This is a genomic window from Streptomyces sp. NPDC091377 (genome assembly GCF_044757045.1).
Classification (GTDB): Bacteria; Actinomycetota; Actinomycetes; order Streptomycetales; family Streptomycetaceae; genus Streptomyces.
The window spans coordinates 16,112-30,069 of sequence record NZ_JBIVUE010000002.1 but is presented as its reverse complement, the minus strand read 5'-3'; the positions used below and the strand labels follow the sequence as shown (position 1 = coordinate 30,069).

At 71.1% G+C, this 13,958-nt stretch carries 15 protein-coding genes; 4 read left to right on the top strand and 11 right to left on the bottom strand.

Annotated elements, in window-relative coordinates:
* Window positions 1-62: 62 nt before the first annotated feature.
* The 6 genes from ACIQNG_RS04275 to ACIQNG_RS04250 all read right to left on the bottom strand — a co-directional run bounded on the left by ACIQNG_RS04275 (window position 63) and on the right by ACIQNG_RS04250 (window position 5,872).
* Window positions 63-746, bottom strand: a complete 684-nt coding sequence (locus ACIQNG_RS04275) for a uracil-DNA glycosylase (protein ID WP_401482544.1) — start codon at window positions 744-746, stop codon at window positions 63-65.
* 103 nt (window positions 747-849) lie between these two features.
* The gene (locus ACIQNG_RS04270; RefSeq protein ID WP_401482543.1) at window positions 850-2,430 is read right to left on the bottom strand and encodes an ABC transporter substrate-binding protein; all 1,581 of its coding nucleotides are present in this window, start codon (window positions 2,428-2,430) and stop codon (window positions 850-852) included.
* A gap of 292 nt (window positions 2,431-2,722) precedes the next feature.
* On the bottom strand, window positions 2,723-3,475 hold the full coding sequence (locus ACIQNG_RS04265; RefSeq protein ID WP_401482542.1) for an SDR family oxidoreductase: 753 nt from the start codon (window positions 3,473-3,475) through the stop codon (window positions 2,723-2,725).
* Window positions 3,476-3,533: 58 nt separating this feature from the next.
* A complete protein-coding gene (gene fabG / locus ACIQNG_RS04260) occupies window positions 3,534-4,295 on the bottom strand; it encodes a 3-oxoacyl-ACP reductase FabG (protein WP_401482541.1) in 762 nt (253 codons plus the stop codon).
* A gap of 366 nt (window positions 4,296-4,661) precedes the next feature.
* Window positions 4,662-5,078 (bottom strand): DUF3037 domain-containing protein, encoded by a 417-nt coding sequence (locus ACIQNG_RS04255; protein ID WP_401483028.1) that lies wholly within the window; start codon window positions 5,076-5,078, stop codon window positions 4,662-4,664.
* Between the two features lie 29 nt (window positions 5,079-5,107).
* The gene (locus tag ACIQNG_RS04250) at window positions 5,108-5,872 is read right to left on the bottom strand and encodes a HipA family kinase (RefSeq protein ID WP_401482540.1); all 765 of its coding nucleotides are present in this window, start codon (window positions 5,870-5,872) and stop codon (window positions 5,108-5,110) included.
* A 218-nt stretch (window positions 5,873-6,090) separates the two neighbouring features.
* Between ACIQNG_RS04250 and ACIQNG_RS04245 the strand changes: the two genes are divergently transcribed.
* Window positions 6,091-7,365 (top strand): alpha-L-fucosidase, encoded by a 1,275-nt coding sequence (locus ACIQNG_RS04245; RefSeq protein WP_401482539.1) that lies wholly within the window; start codon window positions 6,091-6,093, stop codon window positions 7,363-7,365.
* On the opposite strand, the gene ACIQNG_RS04240 is transcribed toward ACIQNG_RS04245, so the two are convergent.
* Both ACIQNG_RS04240 and ACIQNG_RS04235 read right to left on the bottom strand, forming a co-directional pair.
* Window positions 7,341-8,117 carry a helix-turn-helix domain-containing protein gene (locus ACIQNG_RS04240; RefSeq protein ID WP_401439404.1) on the bottom strand — a complete coding sequence of 259 codons (777 nt, stop codon included), beginning with the start codon at window positions 8,115-8,117 and terminating at the stop codon, window positions 7,341-7,343. The two genes, ACIQNG_RS04245 and ACIQNG_RS04240, sit on opposite strands and share 25 nt — an antisense overlap.
* Window positions 8,118-8,245: 128 nt before the next feature.
* Window positions 8,246-8,380, bottom strand: a complete 135-nt coding sequence (locus ACIQNG_RS04235; RefSeq protein WP_401439576.1) for a hypothetical protein — start codon at window positions 8,378-8,380, stop codon at window positions 8,246-8,248.
* 203 nt (window positions 8,381-8,583) lie between these two features.
* Here ACIQNG_RS04235 and ACIQNG_RS04230 point away from each other — a divergent pair, with 203 nt between their 5' ends.
* Window positions 8,584-9,018, top strand: a complete 435-nt coding sequence (locus ACIQNG_RS04230) for a Rieske (2Fe-2S) protein (protein ID WP_401482538.1) — start codon at window positions 8,584-8,586, stop codon at window positions 9,016-9,018.
* 92 nt (window positions 9,019-9,110) lie between these two features.
* Here ACIQNG_RS04230 and ACIQNG_RS04225 read toward each other — a convergent pair whose 3' ends face one another.
* On the bottom strand, window positions 9,111-9,752 hold the full coding sequence (locus ACIQNG_RS04225) for a cysteine hydrolase (RefSeq protein ID WP_401439399.1): 642 nt from the start codon (window positions 9,750-9,752) through the stop codon (window positions 9,111-9,113).
* Between the two features lie 278 nt (window positions 9,753-10,030).
* On the opposite strand from ACIQNG_RS04225, the gene ACIQNG_RS04220 reads away from it, so the two are divergent.
* A complete protein-coding gene (locus ACIQNG_RS04220) occupies window positions 10,031-10,465 on the top strand; it encodes a pyridoxamine 5'-phosphate oxidase family protein (protein WP_401483026.1) in 435 nt (144 codons plus the stop codon).
* Here ACIQNG_RS04220 and ACIQNG_RS04215 read toward each other — a convergent pair.
* Complete coding sequence (locus tag ACIQNG_RS04215) at window positions 10,428-11,450, bottom strand: LysR family transcriptional regulator (RefSeq protein ID WP_401482537.1); 1,023 nt, start codon at window positions 11,448-11,450, stop codon at window positions 10,428-10,430. The two genes, ACIQNG_RS04220 and ACIQNG_RS04215, sit on opposite strands and share 38 nt — an antisense overlap.
* Window positions 11,451-11,507: 57 nt before the next feature.
* On the opposite strand from ACIQNG_RS04215, the gene ACIQNG_RS04210 reads away from it, so the two are divergent.
* Window positions 11,508-12,578: a DMT family transporter gene (locus ACIQNG_RS04210; protein WP_401483024.1), complete on the top strand. Its 1,071-nt coding sequence runs from the start codon at window positions 11,508-11,510 to the stop codon at window positions 12,576-12,578.
* Here the strand turns inward: ACIQNG_RS04210 and ACIQNG_RS04205 are convergent.
* Entirely contained in the window at window positions 12,569-13,900 is a 1,332-nt protein-coding gene (locus tag ACIQNG_RS04205; protein WP_401482536.1) for an aminotransferase class I/II-fold pyridoxal phosphate-dependent enzyme, read from the bottom strand. The two genes, ACIQNG_RS04210 and ACIQNG_RS04205, sit on opposite strands and share 10 nt — an antisense overlap.
* Between the last annotated feature and the right edge of the window lie 58 nt (window positions 13,901-13,958).

Here is a 13,958-nt window from a genome sequence, read left to right as displayed (position 1 = left end):
AGACCGACCGGGACCGACCGGAGGCCGGACTGCTCAGGTCGGCCCCCGGTCGGGCAGGGCGGTCAGCCCAGGTTCGGGACGGTCCAGTCGATCGGGGTGTGGCCCTGAGCGGCCACCGCCTCGTTGATCTGCGTGAACGGCTGCGAACCGAAGAACTTCTTCGCCGACAGCGGGGACGGGTGGGCCCCCTTCACCACCACATGCCGGCTCTCGTCGATGAGCGGCAGCTTCTTCTGCGCGTAATTGCCCCACAGCACGAACACGGCCGGGTCGGGCCGGTCGGCGACCGCGCGGATGACGGCGTCGGTGAACTTCTCCCAGCCCTTGCCCTTGTGCGAGTTGGCCTCACCGGCCCGGACCGTGAGCACCGCGTTCAGCAGGAGCACACCCTGTTCGGCCCACGGCATCAGATAGCCGTTGTCCGGGATCGGGGTGCCCAGCTCCGCCTGCATCTCCTTGTAGATGTTCCGCAGGGAGGGCGGGGTCTTCACCCCGGGGCGGACCGAGAAGCACAGGCCGTGGCCCTGGCCTTCGCCGTGGTACGGGTCCTGGCCGAGGATCAGGACCTTCACGTCCTCGTACGGCGTGGCGTCGAGGGCGGCGAAGACCTCGTCGCGCGGAGGGTAGACGGGACCCTTCGCCCGCTCCTCCTCCACGAACTCCGTCAGCTCCTTGAAGTAGGGCTGCTGCAGTTCGTCGCCCAGGACTCCGCGCCAGGACTCGGGCAGCATGGCGATGTCGGTCACGTGAACTTCCTTACGGTGTGCGGTCTCTTGCGGTTCTCCGAACCTACAGGCGACCACTGACAACCGGGTCCACGGACCGGCTCCGGCCGCCCGCGCGGAGCGTCTACCAGCTGGTCTTGCGGGACAGCTGCCACATCATCATGATCGTGGAGGGGTCCAGGGCCCGCTCCCCGCCGGAGATCTCCTCACTGGCGGCGATGAACTGCTTGCCCTGCCACAGCGGCAGCAGCCGGGCGTCGTCCACGAGGATCTGCTGGGCCTCCTCGAAGTCGTCCACGATCTGCGCGCGGTCGCGCTGCTTGCGCGAGCGGGGTAGCAGGGTGCCGGTGATCTCCGGGGCCGGGTAGGGGGTGCCGAGGGCGTTCTGGTCGCCGACGAAGGGGGCGATGAAGTTCTCGGCGTCCGGGAAGTCCGGGAACCAGCCGCGGCCGAAGACCGGGTACTCGCCCTTCTGGTAGCCCTCCACATAGCTCTTCCAGGGGCGGCTCTTCAGGGTGATCTCGAAGAGGCCGGACTCCTCCAGCTGGCGCTTCAGCTCCTTGAAGAGAACGGCGGTCTCGGAACCGTAGCGGTCGCTGGTGTACCAGAAGGTGAGCTTGACGGGGGCGGTGATGCCGGCCTCGGTGAGCAGCTCGCGGGCCTTGGCGGCGTCGGGCTCGCCGTAGTCGTCGAAGAAGCCGGTGGTGTGGCCGGTGACACCCTTCGGGACCATGGAGTACAGCGGCTCGACGGTGTCCTTGTAGATGTTGTGCACGATGGCCGCACGGTCCACGATCTGGGCGACGGCCCTGCGCACGGCGGGCTCGCCCGCCATCTCGTCCTTGGGGTTGAACACCAGATAGCTGATGTCGGTGCCCGTGCCTTCGACCAGTTGGAGGCCGGAGTCGGGGTTCTGGTCCTGGAGGGAGACGATGTCGTCGGCGGCGAGCCCCCGGTAGGTCACGTCGATCCGCTTGGCCTTGAGGGCCTGGACCATCTCTCCCGAGTCCTGGAAGTAGCGGATGGTCACCGCGTCGTTGCGGCGCTCGGCGAAGCCCTTGTAGTTGTCGTTGCGCACCAGTTCGGCCCGGCTGTTCTCGTCGTAGGAGGCCAGGCGGTAGGGGCCGGAGCCGGTCACGTCGGTGCCCTCGCGCAGGGCGTCGGCCGGGTAGTGCTCGGGGTCGACGAGGGACAGGGCCGGGGTGGCGAGCACGAACGGGAAGGTGGCGTCGGAGGTCTTGAGGTGGAACACCACCTCGTGGTCGCCCCTGATCTGCACCCGGTCCAGGGTGCCGAGGAGCCCTGCGGGGCCGCCGGGCACGTCGATCGCGCGGATCCGGTCGATGGAGTGCTTGACCACGTCGGCGTCGAGGGCGTGGCCGTCGGAGAAGGTCAGATCCTCGCGCAGGAGACAGCGGTACTCGGTGTTCGAGGCATCCGTGAACTCACAGCTCTCGGCGGCGTCGGGCTCCGGCACGGTCGCGCCGTTCGGGTAGCTGAGCAGGGTCTGGTAGATGTTCCGGTACAGCTCCCAGGAGCCGTCCCAGGAGGCGGCGGGATCGAGCGAGCTGGGCGCGCTGGTGGTGCCGACGACGATCGGTTCCGCGTTGTCCGAGCCACTGTCCGAGAACAACCCGCATCCGGTGGCCAGGGACAGGGACGCGAGCGCGGCGACGGGCCGCAGGCATCGGTTCCGGTTGAACACGCGTACGCTCCTCGATCTGCCATACCAAGGGTCGGCAGACCATACCGCAGCCAAAAGCCGCCTGAACCGCGCTTACACGAGCCCACGGAACACCCGGGAAATGACGACGTTGTCATGGCTGAAATTCCACCCCGGGCCCGGCCCTTACGTTGACAGCGACACCGTTTCCGTCAACCGTGACCGCCTGATCCGGCCACCGGGAAGGGCCGGCCGCGGCGGCGCACCGCACGGCCGGCCCGGGTCGTTCCCGCGCCCTGCCCGCTGGCCCTGAGGGCTGGTGGGCTGTAGGGCGTCAGCCCACCCCGGCGTTGAGGAACAGGCCGCCGTCGACCTGCAAGGTCTGGCCGGTGATCCAGTCGGACTGGTCGGAGGTGAGGAACGCGGCGGCGCCGCCGATGTCGGACGGGACGCCGAGCCGGCCCAGGGGGTAGGCCGCGGCGGCCTCCTCCTCGCGGCCTTCGTAGAGGGCCTTCGCGAACTTGGTCTTCACCACGGCCGGGGCGATGGCGTTGACCCGCACCGTGGGCGCGAACTCGTGCGCGAGCTGCGCGGTGAGGTTGATCATCGCGGCCTTGCTGATCCCGTACGCGCCGATGAACGGCGAGGGGGCGAGGCCCGCGATGGAGGCGATGTTGACGATGGCGCCGCCGTTCTCCCGCTGCCAGGCGTGCCAGGTCCGCTGAGCGAAGCCGAGTGCCGAGACGACGTTGGTCTCGTACACCTTGCGCGCCACCCCCAGGTCGAGATCGGCGAGCGGCCCGAACACCGGGTTGGTACCGGCGTTGTTGACCAGGAAGTCGACCCGCCCGAACGCCTCCATCACCCGCTCGACGGCGACGGCCTGGTGGGCCTCGTCGTGGGCCTTGCCGGGGACGCCGATGGCCCGGTCCGCGCCGAGCCGTTCGACGGCCTCCTTGAGCGCTTCCTCGTTGCGGCCGGTGATGCAGACCCGGTCGCCGCGTGCGACCAGCGCCTCGGCGACGCCGTACCCGATGCCTCGGCTGGCGCCGGTGACCAGCGCGACCTTGCCGGAGAGTTCCGTCATGTCCGTCTTCCTCACGTTCCCGCGTTGCCGAGTTCCCGCATGCCCGAGTCCCAGCTTCCTAGTCGAGCGGGCCGCCGGCCACGTAGAGCACCTGACCGGAGACGAAACCGGCCGAGTCGCCGGTGAAGAAGGCGACGGCGTTGGCGATGTCGTCGGGCTCGCCGACGCGCTGCACGGGGATCATCGTCGCGGCGGCGGCCTTGAAGTCCTCGAAGCCCATGCCGACCCGCTCGGCGGTGGCGGCGGTCATGTCGGTGGCGATGAAGCCGGGCGCGACAGCGTTGGCGGTGACGCCGAACTTGCCGAGTTCCTTGGCGAGGGTCTTGGTGAAGCCCTGGAGACCGGCCTTGGCGGCGGAGTAGTTGACCTGGCCGCGGTTGCCGAGCGCGGAGGACGAGGACAGGTTGACGACCCGGCCGAACCCGGCGTCGACCATGTGCTTCTGGCAGGCGCGGGACATGAGGAACGCGCCGCGCAGATGCACGTTCATGACGGTGTCCCAGTCGGTGACGCTCATCTTGAAGAGCAGGTTGTCCCGGAGGACGCCCGCGTTGTTGACCAGGATCGTCGGGGCGCCGAGTTCCTGGGCGATCCGGGCGACCGCCGCCTCGACCTGTGCCTCGTCGGAGACGTCGCAGCCGACCGCGAGGGCCGTGCCGCCGGCCGCGGTGATCTTCTCCACGGTGTCCTTGCAGGCGGCCTCGTCCAGGTCGATCACCGCGACCGCGCGGCCCTCGGCGGCCAGTCGTACGGCGGTGGCGGCGCCGATCCCGCGCGCCCCTCCGGTCACGACTGCGACCCGCTGCTCAGTGGTGGCCATGGCTGCTACTCCTCGCCCTCGGGGATGCGGCTCCCGCGGCCCGCCCCTGTGATGAGCGACCGCTTAGTACCTTCGGCAGAACGTGACGCTAGAAGCGACGGCACTCCGTGTCAACGGGGGCACGGGTGATGTGATCCATTACCTCGGGCCGCGGCGCCCCGGGAGACGGGTTCGGGCCCGCCCTCCGGCATCGATCACCAGGTCGCCGGGTGGCGGGGTCGCCGGGTCGCCGGGTGGCCGGGTCGCCGGGTGGCCGGGTCGCCCAGAAGCCTGACCTCCTTGGCGCCGCACCGCCTGGGCACCTGGGTCACCTGGAGGCACCTGGGCACCTGGGTCACCTGGAGGCACCTGAGGGCACTGGGCGCGTCAGCGCACCAGCAGTTCCAGCAGTCGGCGGCTCTCGGCCTCCGGGTCGGCGGTGAGTCCGGTGTGCACGGGGCCCGGCTGGACGATCGTGGAGCGGGGGGCGACCAGCCAGCGGAAGCGCCGACCGGCGTCGTCGCCCGCCGCCTGCCCGGCCGCGGCGCCGCCCGCGCACACCCGCTCGACCGCCAGCAGCGCGGCCCGTACGCCGGGCACGTCGGCCTTCGGGTCCAGGGCGCGCAACCGGGTCTCGTCCAGATGGGTGAGGGCGCCGACGTACCCGCGCGCCCGGCAGTAGAGCAGCACGCCCGCGTTGACGCACTCGCCGCGCTCCACGCGCGGCACGACCCGCAGCAGGGCGTACTCGTAGACGTCCCGACCGCCGCCCTGACCGGCCCGGGTGATGTGACGCCCGGTCATCCGCCCGGCCACGTTGATGTGCTGCTCGCTCACTGGGGGGCCTCCAGGCCGGTGACGCGGTCATGGATGCCCGCGGCACGGGCGAGCAGCGGCCGTGCGTAGGCGCCGCGCAGTTCGTCGGGGGTGTCGAAGCCCGGCTCACCGGTGAGCCACGCGTCGGGGATCGCGGCGGTGACCTCGGCGAGCAGTTCCTCGGTGACCTGCGGGGCGAGCAGCGCCGCGGCGCCCGCGACATCCGGCGCGAAGGAGCGCAGGGCGTGGTCGGAGGCGTCGTAGGGACGGGCCGCGGAGGCTTCGGCGGCGGGCCAGTTGTGGTGCCAGATCATGGTGGCGCCATGGTCGATGAGCCACACCTCGCCCCGCCGGGTCAGCAGGTTGGGGTTGCGCCAGGAGCGGTCGACGTTGTTCACCAGGGCGTCGAACCACACGATCCGCCCGGCCTCCTCGGCGCTCACCTCGAAGGCGAGCGGGTCGAAGCCGAGGGCGCCGGAGAGGAAGTCCATGCCGAGGTTGGTGCCGCCACTGGACTTCAGCAGATCCTGCACCTCCTGGTCGGGTTCGCCGAGCCCGAGCACCGGGTCCAGGTCGAGGGTGACCAGCCGGGGCACCCGCAGGCCGAGCCGACGGGCGAGTTCACCGCAGACGACCTCGGCGACCAGGGTCTTGCGGCCCTGACCCGCGCCGCGGAACTTGATGACGTACGTCCCGAGGTCGTCGGCCTCGACGAGCCCCGGCAGCGAGCCGCCCTCACGCAGCGGCGTGATGTAGCGGGTCGCGGTGACTTCATTCAGCATTTTCCCAGGTCATCCAAGTCTCTAGCCTGCTCTCCATGATTATCTCCACGTGTGCGTGCGCCGCGGAATCGGCGACGACCACCCTGGGGAGAATCTGGGGAGAATCTGGGGAGTTTCCACGTTTCACGGTTCGTGGTCGGTGCGAGAGGGTGAAAACGCACCACCAGTAGTGATTCCTGGCCACGCGCCGCCGCTCAGCAGGCGCCTAGCGTGACGGCATGCCGATGCAACCGTGGTTCCCCGATGCGAAACTGGGCATTTTCGTCCACTACGGCATCTACGCCGTCGACGGCGTGCCCGAATCCTGGGCGTTCTACACGGGCGAGGTTCCCCGCGACAGGTACATGCGCCAGCTGCACGGGTTCACTGCGTCTCGGTACGATCCACGAACCTGGGCCGATCTGTTCGTGCGGGCGGGTGCGCGCTACGCGGTGCTCACCGCCCGGCACCATGACGGCGTGGCCCTGTGGGACACGGCCCACGGTGACCTGGACGTGGTGCGCCGTACTCCCGCCGGCCGGGATCTGATCACCTCCCATGCGGACGCGCTACGAGAGCGCGACCTCAAGGTAGGTCTGTACTACTCGCACTCCGACTGGAACCACCCGGACTACGCCAGCGTGATCCACCCTGATCCACCACACCACGACCATGTGGACAGCAACCCGTACGTCGTACCGAAGGACGGGGTCGAGGACCCGGAGGCGTGGGCTCGCTACCTCACCTACCGAGACGGCCAGGTCACCGAACTTGTCGAGCGGTTCCGGCCGGATCTGCTGTGGTTCGACGGCGAGTGGGAGCGCAGCGAGGCTCAATGGCGGATACCGGAGTTGGCGCGTCGTATTCTCGCGATCAATCCGCAGACCGTCCTGAACGCTCGGATGCTCAGCCACGGTGACTACGCGACCCCGGAGCAGGGCCTGCCGGTGCGGGCCCCGAAAGGGCCCTGGGAACTGTGCTTGACGGTCAACGATTCCTGGGGTTACCGGCACACCGACGACCGTCACAAGACGGTCGGCATGCTGGTGCGGTACTTCGCGGAGACGATCGGCATGGGAGGCAACCTCCTCCTGGACGTCGGCCCCCGCGAGGACGGAACGGTGACGGAGCCTCAGGCGCAGCGGCTGACGGGCCTCGGCACCTGGATCGCCCGACACTCCGACGCGGTGTACGGCACGGTTGCCGGCCTGCCCCCGGGCCATCATCACGGCGCGAGCACTCTGTCCAAGGATGGCCGCACCTTGTTCCTGACCTGCTTCGACGCACCACGCGAACATGTCGCGGTGCGGGGGCTGCGTACCCCGGTGAAGCGGGTCAGTGTGGTGGGAAGCGGAGCGGAACTCGGCCATACCAGCAGCGGCGGGCTGCACGAAGTGCCCGGTATGACCTGGATCGACGCTCCGGCACCCGGCGACGTCGACCCGTACGCGACGGTCCTGGCCCTCGAACTCGACGGGGAACTGGACCTCTACCGTGGCAGCGGACGGGTCTGAGGACAGGTCCCCCCGCGCAAGGCGCGCGGAGACGCTCCGAATTCGCGCCGGCACGCCTTGTTGAACGCCTGGAGGTCGGCGATACCGACCGAGGCGGCGACAGCCGACACCGAAAGGGTCGACTCACGCAGCAGATGCCGAGCCCGCTCCATGCGCCGGGCCCGGATGTAGGCGACTACGGTGGCACCGGTCTCGGCGCGGAACAGCCGGGTCAGGTGGTTGTGCGAGATACCCGCGACCCGCGCCAAGTCCGGCACGGTCAACCGTTCCGCGAGATGGGACTCCACATGGGCCATCACCGCCGCCACGGGGGAGGATGCCCGGCGCGGTCCGTCGGCCGACACCGCCAGTTCAGCGACCCGCCACAGTGTTGTCCACACCTCGGCTGCCGCCCGCGCCGGGTTACGGGACGCCACGGCGGCGGCGCTGCGGAGCAGCCCTGTCAGCGCCGGCGCCTCGGCCCCCGCATCCTGCATCAACGGCACCGTCACCGCCCCGCCCTCGGAGCCGCCCACGGACGCCGCGACCGGCGCGAAGTGGACGTAGAAGTGCTCGCAGCGGCCCGGATAGCGAAAACGGACCTTGGCCCCGGGCGGGACCAGACTCACCCGCCCCGGCCGGATCGCGTAGAGGGTACCGTCCACCGTCAGATCGGCCGTGTACCCGTACAAATGGAACTGCCACAGGTCCGGTAGGCAGAAGACATCCGTGGCACGTGTGGCGCCATGGACCCCGACACCCAGGCTCGCCACCTGCGGGGGCCCTTCCAGGCACAGACGAACGCGGGGCCCGCTCCCAGGGGCAATCACGGTGAGAAGCTACCAGCGCACCCAACGCCGATGGGAGGTGCGGGCGGAAGCCTGGTCGGCGGCGGGATCCTTCAGGTCTTGATCCGGGCGAAGACGTGCCCTGGCACTTCGGCCTGGTTGCGTTCCCGGCGGTGGACGAGCCCCGGCAGCGAGCCGCCCTCACGCAAGGGCGTGATGGAGCGGGTCGCGGTGACTTCCTTGACCATCGCCCCAGGTTACTGGGGTGGTCAGGGTGGGCGCGGGCCGCCCGGTGGGCTCCGCGTCTCGATCGGGTGAAGATCCGGGTGAGTACTGAACTCCCGCCGCTCCCCGGTCGTACTGCTGATGAGACCGCGAAACCCGTGCAGATCCCGACAGACCGACAACGGACCGACAGATCGCATCACGCTCCTGGAAGGGAACGTTCAGCATGGCCAGCGAATCGCTCCACCCCGCCTCGGCGCCCGCCCGCCGTACCGTCATCGCCGCGGCCGGCGCGGCCGGGCTCGCCGTGGCGCTGACCGCCTGCGGTTCGGAGGACAGCGCTTCCTCCGACGCCGACGCCGACTCCGACTCCGGCACCGTGCTCGGCAGTATCTCCGAGATCCCCGACGGGGGCGGCAAGGTCTTCGGGGACCAGGGTGTGGTGGTCACCCAGCCGACGACGGGCCAGTTCAAGGCGTTCTCCTCCAAGTGCACCCACCAGGGCTGTGCGGTGAAGGACGTCGCGGACGGCGTGATCGTCTGCCCGTGTCACGACAGCCGTTTCTCCGCGACCGACGGCAGTGTGAAACAGGGCCCGGCGACCGAGCCGCTGCCCGCCGCGCGGATCAAGGTGGAGGGCGACGAGATCAGGCTCGCCTGACGACCCGACGACCCGACGACCCGACGGCCCATGGCCCCAAGGCCCCATGACGGCATGGCCCCATGACCCCATGGCCCAAAGGGGTCAGAGCCTCAGGACTGACGGCGGCGCTTGAGGCTGCCCAGGATCTCGTCCGTGGTCGCGACCGTGGCGACCAGCGCGAGGGTGTGGCGGATCATCGCGGGGGTGTACTCGGCGGGCACCCCCGCGATGGCGTCCCTGGCCACGACGGCCGTGTAGCCGCGGTTCACGGCGTCGAACACCGCGTTGGGGATCGCCACATTGGCCGAGACACCCGTGACGACCAGGGTGCGGCAGCCCAGATTCCGCAGCAGGGCGTCCACCTCGGTGCCCTGGACCGGCGACAGACCGTGCAGCCGTCGTACGACGATGTCCTCCTCGGCGACCTCGATGGGCGAGGCCACCCGGACCGCCGAGGTGCCCGCCGTCTGGAGCACCGGGAGGCGTGCGGCGGCCCGGAAGAGCGGCGCGTTGCGGTTGGCCGCGCGGCCGTCGGGGCGGCGTTCGGCGAGGGCGTGGATCACCTGGACACCGGTCTCGTGGGCCGCGGCGACCAGCCGGGCCACATTGATGAGGGCGCCCGAGACGCGGGCCTGCGCGGCGAGTTCGGGCAGCGCGCTGTCCGGGCCCACGACACCCTGCTGACACTCGACGGTGAGCAGCACGGTGGTGGCGGGGTCCATCAGTTCCCTGAGCCGGTTCTGCGCCACCATGGCTCCCCCTCGCCCCCGCCCCTGGCCGCCCTGTCCTGGCCGCCCTGTCCTGGTCGGGCGAGATTAGTGGCCATTGCGTGCGGACGGAAGACGGTTCAAGCTGTCGGCACCGTGATTCTCTGACTGTTCGTCAGTTACGTTCCCCGCTACCGCGTCCGCCTCCCGCCGAAGGGACCGCCATGACCGCCACACCGGCCACCCCGACCACATCCCCGACACCGGCCGTGTCCGCCGCCCCCATCGCGACCACCACCCCTCAGCGCCGGGGCCGGAAGATCATGATGACCCCGGAGGAACTGGACGAGTTCCTCACCGAGGAGCGGACCTGCCGGGTCGCGACCGTCGCGGCCGACGGCACCCCGCACATCACCCCGCTGTGGTTCGTCTGGGACGGCACCGCGCTGTGGCTGTACTCGCTCACCCGCAGCAAGCGCTGGGCCGAGCTGCGGCGGGACGGGCGGATCGCGGTGATGGTGGACGCCGGGCACGGCTACGGCGAGCTGCGCGGAGCGGAGCTGACCGGCACCGTGGAGTTCGTCGGCGAGGCCCCGCGCACCGGCGAGCCGCATCCCGAACTCGCGCCGGTGGAAGAGACGTTCGCGGGGAAGTACTTCTGCCTGGAGTCCCTTCCGCACGACGGCCGGCACGCGTGGATACGGCTGACCCCGAGCGCGATCAGGTCGTGGGACTTCCGGAAGACGGCGACGGCGTAGCCAACGCGGGCGCGGCGGACACGGGCGCGGCCGAGGAGGGCGCGGCGGATGACGACGTACCCGACGCCGGCGTGACGGTGTCCGCCCCGATCTTCTCCCCCGCCATCCGCAACGACCGCACCGCCGCGCGGATCGACGGACGGCGATCGGCGTCCGCGCGCCAGACGACGTAGACATGCCGTCGTACGCGCTGCTTGAGCGGGACCGTCACGACCCCGGGCGGCATCGGGTGGCGGCCGAGCAGCGGGGCGATGCAGACGCCGAGACCGGCGGAGACCAGGCCGAGCTGGGTGTGGGTCTCGGCGGCGCGGTGTCCGAGGATCGGCTCGACCCCGCGCGAGCGCAGGGTGAAGACCAGCCACTCGTGGCAGAACTCCCCCTCGCCCCAGGTGATCCACTCGTCGTCGGTGAACTCCCCGAGGTCCACCTCGTCCCGGTCGGCCAGCGGATGGTCGGCGGGCAGCGCCACATCGGCCGGGTCGTCGAGGAGCGGCGCCTTGACCAGCCCGTCGGGCAGCGGGAGCGGTTTGTTGTACCAGTCGAGGACGACGGCGAGGTCCAGGTCGCCGCGGACGACCGCGCGGATCCCGGCCTCGGGCTCCAGCTCGCAGGAGCGCAGCCGCAGCCCCGGGTGTTCGGCGCGCAGCGCGGACAGGGCCAGCGGGAACAGCCCCCGCGCTGCGGTCGGGAACGCGGACAGCCGCAACTCCCCCACCACCTCGCCGCGCTGTGCCTCCAGATCGGACTGGGCGAGCTGCACCTGCGACAGGATGCGGGCCGCGTGGTCGGCGAGCAGCCGCCCGGCGTCGGTGAGCCGTACGCCCCGGCCGTGCTTGGCGAGCAGCCGCTGTCCGACCTCGCGTTCCAGCTTTGCCATCTGCTGCGAGACGGCCGAGGTCGTGATGTGCAGGCCCGCGGCGGCCCCGCTGACCGAGCCGTGCCGGGCGAGCGCGTCGAGGGTCCGCAGACGGTCGAGATTCAGCATGGACCCAGCCTACGCTTGCTTAAGCATCGCTACGAGGTACAGCGCATGAGATTTCGATTGTGCTACGAGATTTCCGCCCCCATCGTGGTGAGCATGACCACCGGCATCAGTACCGCGTCCCCCGCTCCCGGCCGGCCCGCTCCCGGCCCCGGCCCTGAATCCAGCCCCGCCCCCGCCCCCTCCCCCGCCGTCTCCGGTCACCGGCTCGACTGGCGGGTCCGTTTCGCCGTGCTCTCGCTCATCTGGGGCTTCAGCTTTCTGCTGATCAAGGTGGGCACCGAGGGGTACGCCCCGTTCCAGGTCACCCTGGGCCGGCTGGTGTTCGGTACGGTCGTGCTCGCGGCGGCGATGGCGGTGCGGCGGGAGCGGCTGCCGCGCGGGGCCCGCACCTGGGGCCATCTGGCGGTGGCCGGGCTGCTGGTCAACGCGCTGCCGTTCTCGTTGTTCGCGTACGCCGAACTGACCATCTCCTCCACCCTCGCGGGGATCTGCAACGCCACCTCGCCGCTGTGGGGCATGGCGCTGTCGCTGGTGGCGCTCTCCGAGGACCGGCCGACCCGGATCAAGGTGGCCGGTCTCGGCCTCGGCTTCCTCGGGGTGCTCACGGTCCTCGGCGCGTGGCAGGGGTTCTCCGGGCTGGACACCACCGGAATGGCCCTGGCTCTGCTGGCCGCGCTCTGCTACCCGATCGGCTGGATCTACATCCGCCGCACGCTGGCCGGTTCGGGGGAGTCCCATCTGACGCTCACCGGGGTCCAGTTGCTGCTCGCCACGGGTCAACTCGCCGTTGTCACACCGCTGTTCACCTCTGCACCGGCCGCCTTCCCCGTGCTGCCGCTGCTGGCGATCGCCGCGCTGGGCGCGCTCGGCACCGGGCTCGCCGTGCTGATCCAGTACGGCCTGGTCGCCGAGGTGGGGCCGACCACGGCCCATATGGTCACCTACTTCATCCCGGTCGTCGCCACCGCCGCCGGGGTCGCGCTGCTCGGTGAGTCACTGAGCTGGTCGACACCGGTGGGGGCGGTGGTGGTGCTGGCGGGAGCGGCGCTGACCCAGGTGCGGGGCGGGCGCGGGAAGGAACGCGCGGGGACGTCGTCCGCCTCCGGTCCCCGGTCGGCTCACACGTAGCGGCGGGACGGTCCCGGGGCGACGGCCTCCGCGATCGCGTCCGCCAGCGCGCTCACCTCGGCCCCGGTCAGGGTCGAGACGGTGACGCGGATGCCGGGCGGGGCGCTGATACGGAAGCGGGCGCCGGGGGCGACGGCCCAGCCGGCGTGGAACAGCCGGGCCACGGCGCCGGTCTCGTCGGGGACCGGCAGCCAGACGTTCAGCCCGCTGCGCCCGTACGCGGTGATCCCGCGCTCGGCGAGGGCGTCGATCAGTGCCGTGCGCCGGGTGCCGTACGCCGCCGACACGGCCCGGGTGTCCACCGCGCCGCCGTCCCACAGCCGGGCCACCGCGCGCTGGGTGATCCGGCTGACCCAGCCGGGGCCGAGGCGCTGGCGGCCACGTACCCGGTCGAGGGTGACGGCGTCGCCGGTGAGGACGGCGAGCCGCAGATCGGGGCCGTACGCCTTGGCGGCCGAGCGGACGAACGCCCAGGAGCGGGTGGTCCCGGCCAGCGGGTGCAGGGGCAGATCCACGATCCGGTGGCCGTGGTCGTCCTCGACGAGCAGGACCTCGGGGTGTGCGGCCAGGACCGTGCGCAGGGCCCGCGCGCGGGCGGCGCCGATGACCGCGCCGGTGGGGTTCTGGGCCCGGTCGGTGACGATCAGCGCGCGGGCTCCGGCGGCGAGCGCGGACCGTACGCCGTCGGCGAGCGGCCCGTCGTCGTCCACCCCGACCGGGACCGTCCGCAGCCCCAGCGCCGGGATCAGATCGAGCAGGCTGCCCCAGCCGGGGTCCTCGACGGCGACGGTGTCACCCGGCTTGAGATGGGCGCTCAGCACCCGCTCGATGGCGTCCAGCGAGCCGGAGGTGACGGCGAGCGGGCCGTCGGGCACCCCGTCGGCGTCCAGATCGGCCCGCGCCCGGCGCACCAGACCGGGCTCCTCCGGGTCGGCGCCGTACAGGACGGGTTCCCGGTCGGCCTGCGCGGCGGCCTCGGCGAAGGCGCCGGCGAGGGAGGGCAGCAGGGCCGGGTCGGGATTGCCGGCCGCCATGTCCCGTACGCCTTCCGGGACGTCCACATGGAGTTCCTCGCGCGCGGTGGTGGCCGGTTTCGCCCGGACCCGGCTGCCGCGCCGCCCGGCGGTCTCGATGACCCCGCGCTCGCGCAGCACGCGGTACGCGGCGGCGACGGTGTTCGCGTTGACGCCCAGCCGCTCGGCCAACTCCCGCATGGGCGGCAGCGACTGGCCCGCCCGCAGCTCTCCGGCGGCGACCGCGCCCTCGACGCTCGCCGAGATCTCGGCTGCGCGCCGCCCTCTGATCGGATACTCTCCTAGCACAAACATCATTATGCACTAGTGCAATAGAAAACGCACGGAAGGCATCGGACACAAGTGA